Genomic DNA, 16,249 nt, shown 5'->3' with positions numbered 1-16,249 from the left:
GATCTGCTGCTGGCGTTTCCAGAAGTCATAGGCCCAGGGATATTCGAAGGGCTTGTAGGTTTTGCGTGCTTCCAGAAGGGACATTTACTCGTTCTCCGCTTTGATTCGTCACCCCGGCACCGGCCGGAGCTTGATATGATCGTTCTTCATCCTCTCCTCCAGCGGGGAGAGGCAACGCAGACCTGGCAGCCTGTCTGCCTGGTCGAAGCCGGTGACGGGGCGCAATCCCGATGGTGCAGAGCACCCTCACCCAGCTTCGGCTAAATTCCCCCGGATGAATCCGGGCTCATCAAGCCTGCGCAACCCTCTCCCTCCAGGGAGAGGGGTCGTTTGCTCCGTTTCCGCTTTGGAATGAAACAGCCCCCTCCCAAAAGGAGCAAATGGGAGGGGGCAGTGGGCAAAGCAAGTGTCAGGCGCCTCCGGCGTTTGACGGGCCGCTTACTGGCACGCCAGGCATTCGTCATAGTCGGTGGTACCGGCGGTGGTCATCAGTTCGACCGTTTTCGGGTCGAGCGTATTGTCCGCCTCGACGCCGCCGCCGGTGGGCTCGCTCATGATCGTCTCGCCACCGGCGAAACCGGCGCGCTGGATCGACTTCGAGCGCAGATAGTAAAGCGACTTGATGCCGAGTTCCCAGGCGCGGAAGTGGAGCATCAACAGGTCCCACTTGTCGACATCGGCCGGGATGAACAGGTTCAGCGACTGCGCCTGATCGATATAGGGCGTGCGGTCGGCGGCGAGTTCGAGCAGCCAGCGCTGGTCGATCTCGAAGCTGGTCTTGTAAGTGTCCTTTTCCTCGGCGCTGAGGAAATCGAGATGCTGGACGCTGCCGCCCTTTTCGAGGATCGAGTTCCAGACATTGTTGCTGTCCTTGCTCTTTTCCTGCAGCAGTTTCAGCAGATGCGGGTTCTTGACCACGAAGCTGCCCGAGAGCGTCTTGTGGGTATAGATGTTCGCCGGGATCGGCTCGATACAGGCCGAGGCGCCGCCGCAGATGATGCTGATCGAGGCGGTCGGGGCGATCGCCATCTTGCAGGAGAAGCGCTCCATCACGCCCTGGTCGGCGGCATCGGGACAAGGTCCACGCTCGTGCGCGAGCATCATGCTGGCTTCCGACGCCTTGGCCGAAACATGCTTGAAGATCTTGAAGTTCCACGATTTTGCCAATGCGCTTTCGAAGCCGAGGCCGCGGGCCTGGAGAAAGCTGTGGAAGCCCATCACGCCGAGGCCGACGCTGCGTTCGCGCATCGCGCTATATTTCGCCCGGGCCATTTCTTCCGGCGCGCGGTCGATATAATCCTGCAGCACATTGTCGAGGAAGCGCATCACATCCTCGATAAACTCCTTGTCGACCGACCATTCATCCCAGGTTTCGAGATTGAGCGACGACAGGCAGCAAACCGCGGTGCGATCTTCGCCGAGATGGTCGCGGCCTGTTGGCAAGGTGATCTCGGAACACAGATTGGAAGTGGAGACCTTAAGGCCCAGATCGCGGTGATGCTTGGGCATCATCCGGTTCACCGTGTCGCTGAAGATGATATAGGGCTCGCCGGTGGCCAGCCTTGTCTCGACCAGCTTCTGGAACAGGCTGCGCGCGTCGACGGTGCCGCGAACCGACCCGTCCTTGGGTGAGGTCAGGTTGAATTCCTTGCCATCGCGCACCGCTTCCATGAATTCGTCGGTCAGCAATACGCCGTGATGCAGGTTCAGAGCTTTCCGGTTAAAGTCGCCGGAAGGCTTTCTGATTTCAAGGAATTCCTCGATTTCGGGATGGTTGACGTCAAGATAGCAGGCGGCCGAACCGCGGCGCAGCGAACCCTGCGAAATCGCCAGGGTCAGGCTGTCCATCACGCGGACGAACGGAATGATGCCGCTGGTCTTGCCATTGAGGCCGACCGGCTCGCCGATGCCGCGCACGCTGCCCCAATAGGTTCCGATGCCGCCGCCGCGCGAGGCGAGCCAGACATTCTCGTTCCAGGTATTGACGATGCCGCCGAGACTGTCGTCGACGCTGTTGAGATAGCAGCTGATCGGCAGGCCGCGGCCGGTGCCGCCGTTGGACAATACCGGCGTCGCCGGCATGAACCAGAGCCGCGAGATATAGTCATAGAGCCGCTGCGCATGGTCCTGATCGTCGGCATAGGCGTCGGCGACGCGGGCGAACAGATCCTGATAGGATTCACCGGGCAGCAGATAGCGGTCGTTGAGCGTTTCCTTGCCGAAATCGGTCAGCAGATCGTCGCGACTTTCATCCACCGTGATCTTGAACCGGCGCTTCTCGACGCTGTGGCTGTCGCGTTCGGCCTTCAGTTCCTTTTCATCATTGGCCTTGGCCGACGCGGTTTCGGCAGCCACCTTCTTGCTCACTTCCGGTTCGCTGGTCGGCTTTGTGTTTTCGGCTTTGCTTTTTGGCGTATCCAGTACTTCCGCGCCCATTTCCATCTCACTCACATCTATTCCCGACACTGTCTCGCTGTCGCTACTGTCTCTAAAATCCATCAAAGCCCCCTCAAATCACTCTACTAATCCAACGATCACAATGGCCTATGGCCGATCGGTCATCGGGATTCCTGGCGGGCATTTGTTCCTGTCTTGTTCGACTCGAGCCGAAGCCCTGATCCTAACAGTAATCACACCCGGGCGGGCAATTATTTTCCTGCCGAAATCCCGTATTTATCATTGTCATCTGGCAAAAGGGGAGCCACGCGCCGAGTCGGCGTTTATTGCGGCTTCTACTATAAGTTGGTGTGCCCCCTTGGCCTAACCACAACCTATAGTGGCTGAATCGAAATTATATGCAAGAGGGTAAATGACATTTTAAGGACTCTGTTCGTCGCATAAATGAATCCGTTCGTCGAACGCCGATTCATGCTGCAGCGCAGCGACGCATGGACCTGCTAAGCCTAGCGGGAAGTGCAAGAGCAGATCGTTCAAATCGCAGAAATATCTATCCACAGATCATGCACAGGGGGTTGTGACACTATTGTGACGCCATATCTGGTAGATCAAGCAACTGCCCGTGCCTGGCCGAGCAGCAATTTACGCACGTCGCCTTCCGCCTGTCCGGCGACAATGAACAGATAGGCAGACAGGAATAGCATCCCGCCGACCGAAGCGATCGCACCGAGCGCGAGTCCGGACGGGGAGAAATTGTGCCGCCACGACACCCAGAACGCGGAGAGCAGCAGAAAGCAGAGAAAGTCGAAATTGAACTGACCGGGCCAGCCCATCGCGGCGATGTCACCAAAGAAGACCGGGGCCAGATTCCAGCCATGGCTGGATACGGTGATGCTGGTATAGAGGGCGATCGCGACAAAAAATATCGCCATGAGAGTGCGGAAGGCGGTCATGATTTGCTTCCCTGTGCCGGGGTGATCTGGGTGGGGGATATTCTATTCCGGAAAGACCGGCTTATCAATTACCTGTGACATAGGGACTGCGGTATCGATTCGGGATCGCAGGTGGTAGCGGGCGTGTTTCGGCGGCGTCTACAGCCGGGCAAAATGTTTGATCAGAAATTGACTGGATCGTTGCCGAACGATTTTAATCACGATCTTCTCGGCGCCGTCGGGGGCACCCTGGCCGAGCCAGAGTGCGATAACGGCAATTCCGAATATGGCCGCTCCGGCAGGCACCTTGATAGCCATCGCCGCGAGGGGACCGATGTTCCCCGTATCCAGGCCTTGTACGATCAGCAGCATCAGGGTTGCGGCGACAAAGGGTCTTGCTACGGCGGTGAGCAAACCCGCAAGGCCGGTTTCGGCCTTTTGCGAAAGCACTATCAGCCCGCTCGTGAGAAGCGCCGTGGTGGCGACAAGCGCTCCCAGAGCAATGCTGTTTGCGCCATAACCGTTCAGGCCGAGGGTCACGGTAACCGCGACGACCGACGCAGCGCCAGCGAGCGAGAGAAATGCGGCGGTGCGCGCATCCCCCGAAGCCTGAAGCGTGATGACGATCAGTTTGTACACGGCGTAGAGCGCGCAGGCCGGCGCGATGATCGAAAGAAGAGGCGCCGCCATCATCCATTGGGAACCAAGCAGGAGAGGCAAGGCCTCGTTCGCCGTTGCGGCCAGGCCGAACCCAAGCGGCGCGGCAATGAGGCCATAAGCGCCCAGCATCGATGGCAGTCTTTCCGGATCGGCACTCAGCGGCCGTCCCGTCCGGGCCGTCGTCACGAACGTGACCCGGTTCAGCGCGGTTGCAATCTCTTCGGTAAAGATTGAGGAGAGATCCCTCGAAACCGCGTAGAATCCGACAATGTTGCGGCTTGAAATCCGGCCCACGACGATCTTTTCAATCTGATTATGGACCGTCTGTCCCGCCGAAGCGAGGAACATCCAGAGGGAAACGCCAAGCAACTCTCCGCGTTTGGCCAGGGAGAAGCGCGGGCGGAAAGGGTGAAAAATATAGGATGCCGCAACATTCAGCAACGATTGCATAACCGTACCAATGACCAGGGCCCAGTAGCTTTGCAGGATCAACGCGGCCGAAAGCGTCACCACAAATGAAGTCAGCCGAACGCTCAGACGCATCCGAAGGTCTCGTCCGAAATCGAAATGGCGTTCGAAATCGATCACCCCGATATTGGCGAGGCCGTCGATGACGAAGCAACTGGCCAGAACGGCGATCAGCAGGCTGAGCGCCGGTTCCTCGTAGAACCAGGCCGCCAAGGGCCCGATGGCGACGAGAAGCCCGGCCAACCCGGTCAGGACCAGAAGCTGAATTGTCCAGGCGGTATCATAATGGGCGCGCTCGGGTGCAGCGATCCGCAGCAGCGCCTGACGAAGGCCAAGCGCGGAAAAAATATCGATCAGAGCGAGCACGGATGTCGCCAGCGCCACTATGCCAAAGTCCCTTGGCGTCAGCACCCGCGCCAGTACGAGCACGGAAATGAGGCCGATCAGTCGCAAAGACCAGGCGATGGCGACGGCTGTGGCCGCACTGCGATAAACCCCCTTGGCGGGCGCTGGTGGCTCGCCTGGGGACTGTTGGCTGGGATGGGGGTTGTCGACCGTCATGATATGGCCTGTTATCAGAAGTTGTTTGCCAAATCCGTAACGCAGACTGGCACACAATTTCCTCAAACAGCGCAGCGGCTATCCGGCAAACTGGCGCAGCTTGCGGACCAGTCTCCAGCTATAGGCTCTGGCGAGATTCCTGCCCGGCCACCGCTCGGGCGCCTTGGGTTTTGCGCCCATACGCCGCATCATGCCATTGAAGCAGCGGGCATCGGATTCGATGTAACTCCATTCCGATCGCCAGGTGATCGATATCGAGATCGATACTTCCGGCCCGTTGGTGACATAATGGGGCGCCATGACAGGGACATAGACCGCCTCGCCCGCGCTGATTTTGCAGTCTGTGCCGTGTCGCGCCATTTCATCGCTCCAGGGCAGTTCGGGTCGACCCCCGGCGTGAAAAGTCTCGTGGATTTCGTCGGCCGCGCAATCGGTATTTCCGGCGGGAAAGACAGTCATGACCTTGGACCCGCGCAACTGTAGCAGGATGTTGTGCTCGGGATCGAAATGATACGGCGTCACGCCGCCCGGGGAGGTGGCGAAAAGAAAACATTGAAGGTTGATCATCGGTCCGGTTTTGGCTTCGATCTGGGGACGCAATTCTTCAAGCAGCTGTTCGAGGAGTACCGCATATTCGGGCTGCTGCTCGACATTCCGAAGACAGACCCAGCGATCCGCTGCGCCGATGTCGAGAATTGTCTCGGCTGCCTGTTCGCGCAGTTGCTCCGGTACCTGATCTAAGCCGATCGGCTGATCTCCGCTGTTGCACTCGATCGATGTGAGCGGCAGGCGCCGGGCCAGATCGGCGAGCGCCCCGAGCTCAAGCAGCGGATGATGGTCGAGGTCATGCTTCAATATGTGCGGGGTTTCCGGATAGTTCTCGGCGAACTTTTTCTGGGTGGATTGCGGGAATATGGTCATGGCTGGACTCCTGAATCGGCATTGGCCATTTCGCGTCGCAGAACCTGGCCAAAGGCGGCACGGCGCAGGGGGCCGCCAATAGAGATCGATATGCGACCGAGCGGTCGGCGTTCCTGCCACATCCGGTTCATCACGCTGTGATCCGGCGCGGCGCAACTGTCGCACCAGTCGATGTTGTAACGCTGCAGGGCATCCAGAAACTCGCGTTCGAGCAACAGCCCTGGCGAGAAGCGCCCATAATCTTCGTCGAAGGCGGTCTTGAAACCGAATGCTCCCGGCGGTGTCAGGAAGGTTGAGAGCATCGCAATTGGCTTGTCGTTCACCCTCAAAGACAAGCGGACGAGCCGTTGGCGTTTGGCGGCGCCATTAAGGCTGTCCCGGAACAGCGTTTTGGTCGCCGTGTCGCACGCCAAGGCTGAATCGGCTTCACCTTTCCAGCCGGAGGCCTCGAGCGCCAGGAATTCGTCGATCCAGGGTGATATCCGATCCGTGCCGGTTTCCCATTTGAAAGAGACTTCGCCGACCTCCGACAATCGGCGTGCGCGGCGGTTGAGATCTTTGCGTGACCGGGAAGAGAGCGATTGCGCCAGATAATCTTCAGCGGCAAGATCGGATTCGAGCAATGCACGCTCCTTGTCTTCCACGACACCCCAGAGGCGCCCGTCGCTGGCAAGGACCGATTGAAGGCTCTCATAGACCGGGCCGGACAATGGGAACTCGTGCAAATGCAGGAAAAGCGACAGCCTTGTCTGGTCATCGGCCCAATTGAGCAAGGTGCGCCAAAAATGCGTTTCCATACCCCGAGCAATCAGGGGCGTCCCGAAAAAGATATTGGGATGAAGCCAGTTGCGGATATGCGCGAGCGGCCATCCCTCATATTTCGACTGCCAAACAATCGGCATAAGCGCGTATAATTTCCCCTGTCGGGTAAAGCGGAGGATGGAGATGGCGTTTCCGCTGTCGAAACTCGCAAGAGATGGAAGCAGATACCAGCTCTCGTAGAAGGGATTGGGCTCGGCGGCGCGCTGCGCCAGTTCGTCCCAAGCCTGGGTTTCCTCAAGCATCTCACGCCACGGCACGCAGGCCAGTTCATCGGACGAAGCCGACGGCTCGATCGTTCTTGGCTCGAATCGTGCCCAGCTGCCCACGAGTATTCCCCTAAAAATGCGCGTTATTCACCGGGGACTAGCATTTAAATCTCACTTTATTGTTAATGTCGGACGAGGTTGGAAGACGAGCATTGGTAGCCGATCCTTCTCGTCCATCTGATTTCGCTCTTTATGTCTGTGGTCGCCCGGTGAGGTTACATAGAGAGAGTGGCCCAGCCACAACCTTGGTACACTTTGTTCAGCATCCCTGCCCAAAGCACGACCCACGCCAGAATCCTCGTTCGAGAGGAAGCTGCCATTGTAAAAAAGCACCTCGGCCAGTCGCTGAAATTTTATATCCTCCCATTCTCCTGCCCAACTCCCTGTGGCAAGCTCTGGATCGCCTTGATGAATTGGCTGGCCCCATTCGCACAACCAAAAATGGGAGGGGCAGTGAGCCACCACAAAAACTTGCCCGGATGCCCTCTATCCGCCAAAAGGCTGGCCAGTCCCATTTCGCCGATATTCTGGAGCCGCCATGACCACCACCATCAAGACCGCCGACCTGATCGAGAGCGTCGCCGACGCGCTGCAGTTCATTTCTTATTATCATCCGATGGATTATATCCGGGCATTGGGCAAAGCCTATGAGGCGGAAAAATCGCCGGCCGCGAAGGACGCGATTGCGCAGATCCTGACGAATTCGAGAATGTGCGCCGAGGGGCATCGGCCGATCTGCCAGGATACCGGCATCGTCAATGTCTTCGTCCAATGGGGCATGGATTGCCGGCTGGACGATACGTCGCAATCGATGCAGGAGATTGTCGATGAAGGCGTCCGCCGCGCCTATCTGCATCCGGAGAACAAGCTGCGCGCGTCGATCCTGGCCGATCCTGCCTTCACCCGGCGCAACACCAAGGACAACACCCCGTCCGTGCTGCATGTCGAGATGGTGCCGGGCAACACGGTGTCGGTCGATGTCGCGGCCAAGGGCGGCGGCAGCGAGAACAAGTCCAAGTTCAAGATGATGAACCCGAGCGACAATATCGTCGACTGGGTGCTGGAAATGATCCCGCTGATGGGTGCCGGCTGGTGTCCGCCGGGCATGCTTGGCATCGGCATCGGCGGCACTGCGGAGCGGGCGGTCTTGCTGGCCAAGCAGTCGCTGATGGACCCGATCGACATGGGCCAGCTCAAGCAACGCGGTCCTCGGAATGATATCGAGGAAATGCGGATCGAGATTTTCGACAAGGTCAACGCTTTGGGTATCGGCGCGCAGGGGCTGGGCGGGCTGTCGACGATCCTCGACGTCAAGATCAACGACTGGCCCTGCCACGCGGCGGGCAAGCCGGTGGCGATGATCCCCAATTGCGCCGCCACTCGCCATGCGCATTTCACGCTGGACGGCAGCGGCCCGGCCTATCTGGAGCCGCCGAAGCTGGAAGAATGGCCGGATGTCAACTGGACTCCGTCATCGGAGGCCAAGCGTGTGCATCTCGACCAGCTGGATGCGGCAGAAGTGGCGACGTGGAAACATGGTGACCGGCTGCTGCTGAATGGCAAGATGCTGACCGGCCGCGATGCCGCGCACAAGAAGATCAGGGATATGCTCGACGCCGGCGAAGAGCTGCCGGTCGAGTTCCGGGGCCGGGTCATCTATTATGTCGGCCCGGTCGATCCGGTCGGCGAGGAAGTCGTCGGTCCCGCTGGCCCGACCACGGCGACGCGGATGGACAAGTTTACCGACATGATGCTGGAACAGGGCCTGCTGGCAATGGTCGGCAAGGCGGAGCGCGGGCTGGACACGGTGGCGTCGATCAAGAAGCACAAGAGCGCCTATCTGATGGCGGTGGGCGGCAGCGCCTATCTGGTGTCCCGGGCGATCAAGGGATCAAAGGTCGTCGGCTTCGAGGATCTGGGCATGGAGGCGATTTACGAGTTCGAGGTGCAGGACATGCCGGTCACGGTCGCGGTCGATGCCGAGGGGCAGAGCGTGCACCATCTGGCGCCTCTGGTCTGGCAGGAGAAGATCAAGCGGGAAAAATTGCTGGAAGGTGTTTGATAGCGGACTGGGGGGACCAAAGATGAAACTGAAGCGCTTGTCGGGAATGTTTTTGCTGTCTGGATCCTTGCTCATCGCCCATCCGGCGAGCGCACGGGATCCGCTGACCGCGATGCTGGCGGGGGATTCGGCACTGCAGGGCAAAAAGCTCGACAGGGCGATGGAGAAGGCCTCCGGCCACCCCTTTGGCAGCGCCGAAAATCCGGTGCGCGCTTCCACGCCAGTGGGTCAGCGCGCCTATCTCGACCGGTTGCGCTGCGCCGATGGCAGCACGCCCTCTTACTCCAGAGGCGGTAGCGTCGGGGATAGCCCCTATGGCAATATCATGGACCGCTATCATGTCGATTGCGGAGCCGCGGGACCAGGCAGCGCCCAAATCTACATGGACATGTATCACAAGGGCCATGTGGAATCGGCTGCGGTACCAGGATTCACTATCCTGGAGCCGTGACCGGAGGCGAAAACCTGATTTCGCCTGTGCTGTGCCCGCGATCCGCCTGTCCGGCGAGGCGCTAGACGTCTGTTCGGGTTGTGGTTGTCGTGGTTTCGCCAACCGCACCATCAGGCGAAACGTCCCGCGTGCGGGTACGGCCGGTGGCGGACATGATCCCGATTCCTGCCAATATGACGACTCCAACGGCGATATAGGTCGGGGGAGCGCCCAGCAAGAATGCACCATAAGCGAGGCCGCCGATAAAAACGGCAAAGCCGATCATATAAAGTGAGAAAGATGACATCGATGATACTCCTGTGATCCCAGACAAACACATAAGCTGGTCAGAAGTTGCATTAGTGACGAGTTGTTAACAGGTCATGGACGAACTGTGCCCCATGCTGTTGATGCGCATGGGCGTCGGGCTGCCGAAACGCGGCAGCGCGGCCATCCGTGAGCGTGAAGCGGGCATTCTCGACTTTCTGTCCGACGAAATCCAGGCGCGGGACAAGCGCCCATCCGGCTGAGAAAAATTATTTCGCTGACCGGCGGCAGCGCTCTGAACAATAGACGACATCATCCCAGTCCCGCGCCCATTTCTTGCGCTATTTGAACGGGCCGGTACAGTCCGGGCAGGTTTTTTCCGGCAAGGTGGCTTTGTGATGCGCCATCAGGTCTTTCTCGCCGCCTGCATCCGGGCGAAATATTTCTGCACGTCATATTCGTCATCGCCATCGTAGCGCGGGGCATATTTTCCGAAGGCCGCTTTCAGCTCATCATAGCGTTCGTCAAAGCGAACCATATTATAGGCATGGCTTACCAGATAATATTCGCCAGCCTGCATCTGCCTGAAAATGATGCTGGCAAATTCATCCGCGTCCATCCCCATGTCTCGGGTCATCGGGGTCGCGACCCAGCCGGGAATGATCACGCCCAGTTCGATATTCGGATGCGCTTCCCGGCGCAGCACTTCCATCAGGCCGAATACCGCATGTTTGCCGGACACATAGGCCGCACCGCCGGAAGGGAGTGCGTTGAACAAGGCATTTTCAGAAGCGGTTGAATAGATGGCGGAAGGTTGACCGTCTTCGCGGAACCGTTTGCCAAATGTCCGGATACCGTTCCACAGGCCGAAGAAGTTGACATTATAGACCTGGGCAATGTCATCCGGTTCGGCATCCAGGACCGAGGCGCGGGAGCCGCCGATCCCGGCGTTATTGATGATGATATCCCCTCGCCCATTTTCGGCCCAGGCAAAATCGGCCAGCGCCTCGACCTGCTCGGCGCTGGTGACGTCGCCGACCAGATATTTTGCGTCGATATTTGCCTGGCCGAGCGCAGTGACCGCTTCCTGCAATTGGGTTTCGCGCGGCTCGAACAGGATGATGCGAGCGCCCGCCCTGCCCAGATGCTTTGCCAGCGCGAAGCCAATCCCTGTAGCACCGCCAGTGATGACCGCCGTCTTGCCCGTAAAATCCATTCGCCGCTCCTTCGCCTCTGACAGTAGGATTATATCTTTGATCAAATGACAATGGCAGCAAATGGGCTTATGTTGAAGCGATGTATATTCTGATCATCTTTCTGTGTGGCATCGGCAATTTCGCGATGCACAAGGCCATGCTCGAGAGCAACCATCCGCTGATCGCCGAGGCGCGCGGCAGTTTCCGGAGAATGCTGGGGCCTTATGGCAGCTATATGCTGGAGTTTTTCATGCTCGCTGCGGCGATGATCTTTGCCAATATGGGAATGCTCAGCGCGGTCATATTCTATTTCATCTACACGCTCGCTAATTGCGCAGCCGCTTGGGTTCTTTTTTCAAACAAGCATTAAGATTGAATGACTTACCGAGACCATCGCAAGTAGGCGTTCATCCGACTACGGACGTAGTTTGTCGAAAGCAGGTATCGGCTGCAACCAATCGACCATAGCAGCGCGCCATCGGAAACGAATGGCGGGTGGGAAATATCGTGCATAGTGAAAAAATTATCTGGGTGGGTCTTGCCGTGGGTGCGATGGCCGTATCTCCCCTCCTCCCGGCTGCTGCACAGGCGCAGACAGCAGCCCCGTCCTCCCTGCAGCCGCGCATGGAAGGCGGGCGGCAAATATATGACGCCGATCAGTTTGCCCGATTCAATCCCCGAACTGCTCTGGACCTCGTCCGTCAGGTACCCGGCTTTACCATCGACACCGGCAATGCGAACCAGCGCGGCCTCGGTCAGGCCGACGAAAATGTACTGATCAATGGGGCCCGTATCTCTGGCAAGACTGTCGATGCGATTACCTTTCTTGGCCGGATATCCGCAGCCAATGTGGTCCGTGTCGAAATCGTCGATGGCGCGACGCTCAGCATTTCCGGGCTGTCTGGTCAGGTGCTCAATCTGGTGACCAACGGCGATGTGGCGACAGGGTTGGGTGGCAATTTCAAATGGAAACCGCAGTGGCGCCGTTCGGGGGACAACTGGTTTGCCGGGGAAGCATCGGTCAGCGGCAAGCTGGGCAAAGGCGACTTCACGCTGTCGGTCGACAACGATGCCGCCCGCAATGGCGTCGAAGGCCCCGAACGGATCACCGACCGTTTTGGCAATCTGCTGTTCGAACGCGATGAGGTCGCTCGCTATCGTCGGGATCAACCCAAGCTGAGCGGGTCCTTCAGCCGGACCAGCGACAGCGGCGCGCTGTTCAATGCCAATGCGGCTTACCAGATATTCCGTAGCCGGGAAAGCGTCGAGACCGATCGCACGCAGATCGGTCAGCCGGATATATTCGAATTGTATTCCAGCCGCGAAAAGGAATGGAATGCAGAATTCAGCACAGACTATGAATTCGATCTGGCGGGCGGGCGGCTGAAGCTGATCGGTCTGCAGCGCTTCGAACATAGTCCGGTGAACCAATTTTTCGGGCAGACATTTTTCGATGGATCCACCCCGCCCAAGGGCAGCCGGTTCGACCGGGTGACCGATGAAGGCGAGTCGATCCTGCGCGCGGAATATGGCTGGAAGACAGCGGGTGGAAGCGACTGGGGGATCAGTGTCGAAGGGGCCTATAATTTTCTCGACAATCAAGCCGCCCTGGCGGTGCTGGACACGCAGGGCATATTCCAGCCGGTGGCGCTGACCAATGCCAATAGCAAGGTCACGGAATATCGCGGCGAAGTCATCACGGCTTACGGCCGTCCGCTGACCGGCGACCTGACCCTGCAGGCGACCCTGGGCGGTGAATATAGCAAGATCAGCCAGAGCGGCGCCAAAGGCGAGAGCCGGTCCTTCATAAGGCCGAAGGGTTCGGTTTCGCTGGCCTGGAAACCACAGTCCGATCTTGACCTCAGCCTGAAGGTCGAGCGATCGGTCGGCCAGCTCAATTTCTTCGATTTCGTCGAATCGGTCGATGTCTCGCAGAATAACGGCAATGCCGGCAACCCCCAGCTGGTGCCGCCGCAAAGCTGGCGAGCGGAACTGGAAGCGACGCGAAAGCTGGGGCCATGGGGATCATTGACGGTCAATATATATGGCGAGAAGTTCAGCGACATTGTCGACTCGATCCCGATCACGGCGACCACCGAAGCACGCGGCAATCTGGACAGCGCGACCAGCTATGGCGTCAAACTGGTGTCCAGCCTGCTGTTCGATCCGGTTGGCTGGCGGGGGGCGAAACTCGATTTTTCCGGCGAAGTGCGCAAAAGCTCGTTGCGCGATCCCCTGACAGGAATTTTCCGACGGATCAGCGACGACAAGATATTCACCTATGAAGCGACCTTGCGCCACGATATTCCCGGCAGCGACTGGGCATGGGGTGCCGGGGTCGAGGATTTCCGCTATTCGGATTTCCTGCGACTGGATCAGATCACCCGTTTTCGCACTGCCGCACCCTATAGCTGGATCTTTGTCGAGCATAAGGACGTACTGGGACTGACCGTCCAGGCCAATCTGGGGAATCTGTTCGGACGGAATGAAAATTTCACTCGCACGGCCCATGAAGACCGGCGCAACAGCCCGATCGCCTTTGTCGAGGATCGCAGCCGGGAGTTCGGCCTAATCTACCGCCTAACCGTCAGCGGCAGTTTCTGAGGCAACCTGCTGCTGGAAATCAGCCTGATAGACTTTCACCGCGGGCATCCCTACATCCAATAGCATGCCACCTGATTACGCAACCGAGGGTCAGATCGACCCTCCGATGATCCCCACGCTCAAGCGTTTCCTGCCTTATCTCTGGCCCCAGGGCGAGCCGGAGTTGCGGCTACGGATCATCATCGCCGGCTTGCTGGTATTATGCGCCAAGGCGGCCATTCTGACGATGCCGTTCATTTACAAGGCGGTTGTCGACGGCATGGCCGACGATGCCCTCGGCACCGAACTGACCGTGTTGCTGGCACTGGTAGCCGCTTATGGCCTGGCCCGGTTCGGACAGGTGATGTTCGACAATCTGCGCAATATCGTGTTTGAAAAGGTCGGCCAGCAGGCGGCAAGACGGCTGGCGACCAATGTCTTCACCCATTTGCACAGCCTGTCGCTGCGATTTCATCTGGGCCGGCGCACCGGCGAAGTGACCAAGGTCATCGAGCGCGGGACAAAGAGCATCGATGTGATGCTCTATTTCCTGCTGTTCAATATTGCGCCAACAGTGGTCGAGCTGGCAGCGGTGCTGATCATCTTCCAGATCAAGTTCGGCTTCGGTCTGGTCGCGGCGACATCGGTGATGGTCGCAATCTATATCATTTTCACCCGCAAGGTGACCGACTGGCGCAATGCCCTGCGGGCGCGGATGAATGATATGGACACGCGGGTGATCGGCCGCTCGGTCGATGCGCTGCTGAATTACGAGACGGTCAAATATTTTACCGCCGAACGCCGTGAAAGCGAGCGCTATGACCATGCGATGCGGGATTGGGCCAGTGCTGCGGTCAAATCGGAAAATTCGCTCGGACTGCTGAATATAGGTCAGTCGATCATCACCAATCTCACCATGATCGGCGCGATGGCGTTCACCGTTTACGGCTGGCAGCAGGGCGACCTGACGGTCGGCGATCTGGTGCTGGTCAACGCATTGCTGATGCAATTGTTCCGGCCACTCGACATGCTCGGGATGGTCTATCGGACGATCCGCCAGGGACTGGTCGACATGGACGCGATGTTCCAGTTGATCGACACCGAGCAGGAAGTTGTCGACAAGCCGGGGGCAAAACCGCTGCAGGTCTCCAACGGAACCGTGCGGTTTGAAAATGTCCTGTTCAACTATGATGACGATCGCCAGATCCTCCATGGCCTTGATTTTGAAGTCCCGGCTGACGGAACGCTAGCCATCGTCGGGCCATCCGGTGCCGGCAAGTCGACGATCGCCCGGCTGCTGTTCCGTTTCTATGATCCGCGGGCAGGCCGAATCCTGATCGATGGTCAGGATATTGCCGAGGTCACCCAGCACAGCCTGCGCGGCGCGATCGGCATCGTTCCGCAGGACAGCGTATTGTTCAACGACAGCATCGGCTATAATATCGGCTATGGCCGCGAAGGGGCCACCCAGGCCGAAATCGAGGAAGCCGCACGAGGCGCAGCGCTGGACGGTTTTATCGCCAAGCTGCCCGAAGGCTTTGATACGCAGGTCGGCGAACGCGGCCTGAAATTGTCCGGGGGGGAGAAACAGCGCGTCGCGATTGCCCGCACTCTGCTGAAAAATCCGCCGATCCTGATCCTGGACGAGGCAACATCGGCGCTCGACAGTCGCACCGAGGACGAAATTCAGGCAACGCTGGCCAAGATATCGGAGCGGCGCACGACGCTGATCATCGCGCACCGGCTGTCGACGATCACCCATGCCGACGAGATCATCGTGCTCAACGAAGGGCGCATCGCCGAACGCGGCAGCCACCGGCAATTGCTGGTCAAGCGCGGGCTCTATTCGGATATGTGGAAGCGCCAGGCGAAGGACCAGCGGGAGAAGGCGTAGGCTCAGCGTCCACAAAACCGGACAAACAGAAATTTCTTATTCCTTCCTGCCTCCAGGCTAACTAAGATAGCGCTATGTCTCCATATCAAAAAGGGTTGCGGCTCACAGCAGTCATGATGATCGCCTTCGTTACATTTCCTATATTGGTGATACTCGGTTCGCAATGGATCGAAGAAAATGCTTTTGAGGTTTTCGCAATCCCATTATTTGGTCTGGGATTAGCAACGTTCTTTATTCGGTGCACAAATTGTGGCACGTCAGTTTTCAACGCGGGATTTGGCATTTACGCTCCTTGGCCGCACAAAATGTGCAGGTCCTGTAAAAACCCAAATGATTGATCGAAGAAATTTCCTGTGACCGCAGCCCTCCTTCCCCTGCTCAAATCGACCTTCGGCTTCAGCAGCTTCCGCGGCATGCAGGAACCTGTGCTGCAGCGTGTACTGGCGCGGCAGAACACGCTCGCCGTGATGCCAACCGGTTCCGGCAAATCGCTCTGCTACCAGCTACCCGCCATCGCAAATCCGGGCACAACGATCGTGATATCGCCGCTGATCGCGCTGATGCACGATCAATTGCGCAGTGCCGAAGCGGTCGGGATCAGGGCGGCCACCCTCACCTCGGCTGACGACAATCGCGCCGAGACAATCGCGCGGCTGAAGGCGGGCGAACTGGACCTGCTCTACGCTGCGCCGGAACGCGCGTCCCAGTCCCATTTCCGGGAGTTGCTCGAGCAGACCGATATTGCGCTCTTTGCCATTGATGAAGCCCATTGCGTGTCCGAATGGGGTCA

14 protein-coding genes and 1 pseudogene are annotated in these 16,249 nt (G+C 58.5%); 7 read left to right on the top strand and 8 right to left on the bottom strand.

What is annotated here, in order from left to right; translation table 11 throughout:
• Nucleotides 1-438 precede the first annotated feature (438 nt).
• From ACEW8J_RS14620 to ACEW8J_RS14600, 5 genes are all read right to left on the bottom strand, one after another.
• Nucleotides 439-2,499 (bottom strand): ribonucleoside-diphosphate reductase subunit alpha, encoded by a 2,061-nt coding sequence (locus ACEW8J_RS14620; RefSeq protein WP_373492373.1) that lies wholly within the window; start codon nucleotides 2,497-2,499, stop codon nucleotides 439-441.
• A 506-nt stretch (nucleotides 2,500-3,005) separates the two neighbouring features.
• Nucleotides 3,006-3,350, bottom strand: a complete 345-nt coding sequence (locus ACEW8J_RS14615; RefSeq protein WP_373492372.1) for a hypothetical protein — start codon at nucleotides 3,348-3,350, stop codon at nucleotides 3,006-3,008.
• A gap of 138 nt (nucleotides 3,351-3,488) precedes the next feature.
• On the bottom strand, nucleotides 3,489-5,018 hold the full coding sequence (locus ACEW8J_RS14610) for an oligosaccharide flippase family protein (protein ID WP_373492371.1): 1,530 nt from the start codon (nucleotides 5,016-5,018) through the stop codon (nucleotides 3,489-3,491).
• 78 nt (nucleotides 5,019-5,096) lie between these two features.
• The gene (locus tag ACEW8J_RS14605; protein WP_373492370.1) at nucleotides 5,097-5,939 is read right to left on the bottom strand and encodes a cupin-like domain-containing protein; all 843 of its coding nucleotides are present in this window, start codon (nucleotides 5,937-5,939) and stop codon (nucleotides 5,097-5,099) included.
• The gene (locus ACEW8J_RS14600; protein ID WP_373492369.1) at nucleotides 5,936-7,087 is read right to left on the bottom strand and encodes a GNAT family N-acetyltransferase; all 1,152 of its coding nucleotides are present in this window, start codon (nucleotides 7,085-7,087) and stop codon (nucleotides 5,936-5,938) included. Before ACEW8J_RS14600 ends, ACEW8J_RS14605 begins: the two co-directional genes overlap by 4 nt.
• 478 nt (nucleotides 7,088-7,565) lie before the next feature.
• Between ACEW8J_RS14600 and ACEW8J_RS14595 the strand changes: the two genes are divergently transcribed.
• Nucleotides 7,566-9,089 (top strand): fumarate hydratase, encoded by a 1,524-nt coding sequence (locus ACEW8J_RS14595; protein ID WP_373492368.1) that lies wholly within the window; start codon nucleotides 7,566-7,568, stop codon nucleotides 9,087-9,089.
• A gap of 22 nt (nucleotides 9,090-9,111) precedes the next feature.
• Complete coding sequence (locus tag ACEW8J_RS14590) at nucleotides 9,112-9,540, top strand: hypothetical protein (protein ID WP_373492367.1); 429 nt, start codon at nucleotides 9,112-9,114, stop codon at nucleotides 9,538-9,540.
• A 61-nt stretch (nucleotides 9,541-9,601) separates the two neighbouring features.
• Here ACEW8J_RS14590 and ACEW8J_RS14585 read toward each other — a convergent pair whose 3' ends face one another.
• Entirely contained in the window at nucleotides 9,602-9,826 is a 225-nt protein-coding gene (locus tag ACEW8J_RS14585; RefSeq protein WP_373492366.1) for a hypothetical protein, read from the bottom strand.
• Between the two features lie 94 nt (nucleotides 9,827-9,920).
• Here ACEW8J_RS14585 and ACEW8J_RS14580 point away from each other — a divergent pair, with 94 nt between their 5' ends.
• Entirely contained in the window at nucleotides 9,921-10,049 is a 129-nt protein-coding gene (locus ACEW8J_RS14580) for a hypothetical protein (protein ID WP_373492365.1), read from the top strand.
• 6 nt (nucleotides 10,050-10,055) lie between these two features.
• Here ACEW8J_RS14580 and ACEW8J_RS14575 read toward each other — a convergent pair.
• Nucleotides 10,056-10,124, bottom strand: a pseudogene (locus ACEW8J_RS14575) (DUF2256 domain-containing protein); the annotation flags it as partial.
• A gap of 68 nt (nucleotides 10,125-10,192) precedes the next feature.
• Nucleotides 10,193-11,002 carry an SDR family NAD(P)-dependent oxidoreductase gene (locus ACEW8J_RS14570; protein WP_373492364.1) on the bottom strand — a complete coding sequence of 270 codons (810 nt, stop codon included), beginning with the start codon at nucleotides 11,000-11,002 and terminating at the stop codon, nucleotides 10,193-10,195.
• A gap of 80 nt (nucleotides 11,003-11,082) precedes the next feature.
• Between ACEW8J_RS14570 and ACEW8J_RS14565 the strand changes: the two genes are divergently transcribed.
• The 4 genes from ACEW8J_RS14565 to ACEW8J_RS14550 all read left to right on the top strand — a co-directional run.
• Nucleotides 11,083-11,352: a hypothetical protein gene (locus ACEW8J_RS14565; protein ID WP_373492363.1), complete on the top strand. Its 270-nt coding sequence runs from the start codon at nucleotides 11,083-11,085 to the stop codon at nucleotides 11,350-11,352.
• A gap of 137 nt (nucleotides 11,353-11,489) precedes the next feature.
• A complete protein-coding gene (locus ACEW8J_RS14560) occupies nucleotides 11,490-13,586 on the top strand; it encodes a TonB-dependent receptor plug domain-containing protein (protein ID WP_373492362.1) in 2,097 nt (698 codons plus the stop codon).
• A 64-nt stretch (nucleotides 13,587-13,650) separates the two neighbouring features.
• Nucleotides 13,651-15,459 carry an ABC transporter ATP-binding protein/permease gene (locus tag ACEW8J_RS14555; RefSeq protein ID WP_373492361.1) on the top strand — a complete coding sequence of 603 codons (1,809 nt, stop codon included), beginning with the start codon at nucleotides 13,651-13,653 and terminating at the stop codon, nucleotides 15,457-15,459.
• 413 nt (nucleotides 15,460-15,872) lie between these two features.
• Nucleotides 15,873-16,249 (top strand): DEAD/DEAH box helicase (locus tag ACEW8J_RS14550; protein WP_373492374.1); only part of this gene is annotated, 377 nt, incomplete at its 3' end.

Origin of the sequence: Parasphingorhabdus sp., from assembly GCF_041748495.1 — a bacterium.
In the GTDB taxonomy this organism is placed as follows: Bacteria; Pseudomonadota; Alphaproteobacteria; order Sphingomonadales; family Sphingomonadaceae; genus Parasphingorhabdus.
This window is presented reverse-complemented; position numbering and strand designations above follow the sequence as displayed.

Excerpts from the sequence above, each read along its gene's own strand:
- ACEW8J_RS14620 (WP_373492373.1), bottom strand. The coding sequence starts at position 2,499 with ATGGATTTTAGAGACAGTAGCGACAGCGAGACAGTGTCGGGAATAGAT.
- ACEW8J_RS14615 (WP_373492372.1), bottom strand. The coding sequence starts at position 3,350 with ATGACCGCCTTCCGCACTCTCATGGCGATATTTTTTGTCGCGATCGCC.
- ACEW8J_RS14610 (WP_373492371.1), bottom strand. The coding sequence starts at position 5,018 with ATGACGGTCGACAACCCCCATCCCAGCCAACAGTCCCCAGGCGAGCCA.
- ACEW8J_RS14605 (WP_373492370.1), bottom strand. The coding sequence starts at position 5,939 with ATGACCATATTCCCGCAATCCACCCAGAAAAAGTTCGCCGAGAACTAT.
- ACEW8J_RS14595 (WP_373492368.1), top strand. The coding sequence starts at position 7,566 with ATGACCACCACCATCAAGACCGCCGACCTGATCGAGAGCGTCGCCGAC.
- ACEW8J_RS14590 (WP_373492367.1), top strand. The coding sequence starts at position 9,112 with ATGAAACTGAAGCGCTTGTCGGGAATGTTTTTGCTGTCTGGATCCTTG.
- ACEW8J_RS14585 (WP_373492366.1), bottom strand. The coding sequence starts at position 9,826 with ATGTCATCTTTCTCACTTTATATGATCGGCTTTGCCGTTTTTATCGGC.
- ACEW8J_RS14580 (WP_373492365.1), top strand. The coding sequence starts at position 9,921 with ATGCTGTTGATGCGCATGGGCGTCGGGCTGCCGAAACGCGGCAGCGCG.
- ACEW8J_RS14570 (WP_373492364.1), bottom strand. The coding sequence starts at position 11,002 with ATGGATTTTACGGGCAAGACGGCGGTCATCACTGGCGGTGCTACAGGG.
- ACEW8J_RS14565 (WP_373492363.1), top strand. The coding sequence starts at position 11,083 with ATGTATATTCTGATCATCTTTCTGTGTGGCATCGGCAATTTCGCGATG.
- ACEW8J_RS14555 (WP_373492361.1), top strand. The coding sequence starts at position 13,651 with ATGCCACCTGATTACGCAACCGAGGGTCAGATCGACCCTCCGATGATC.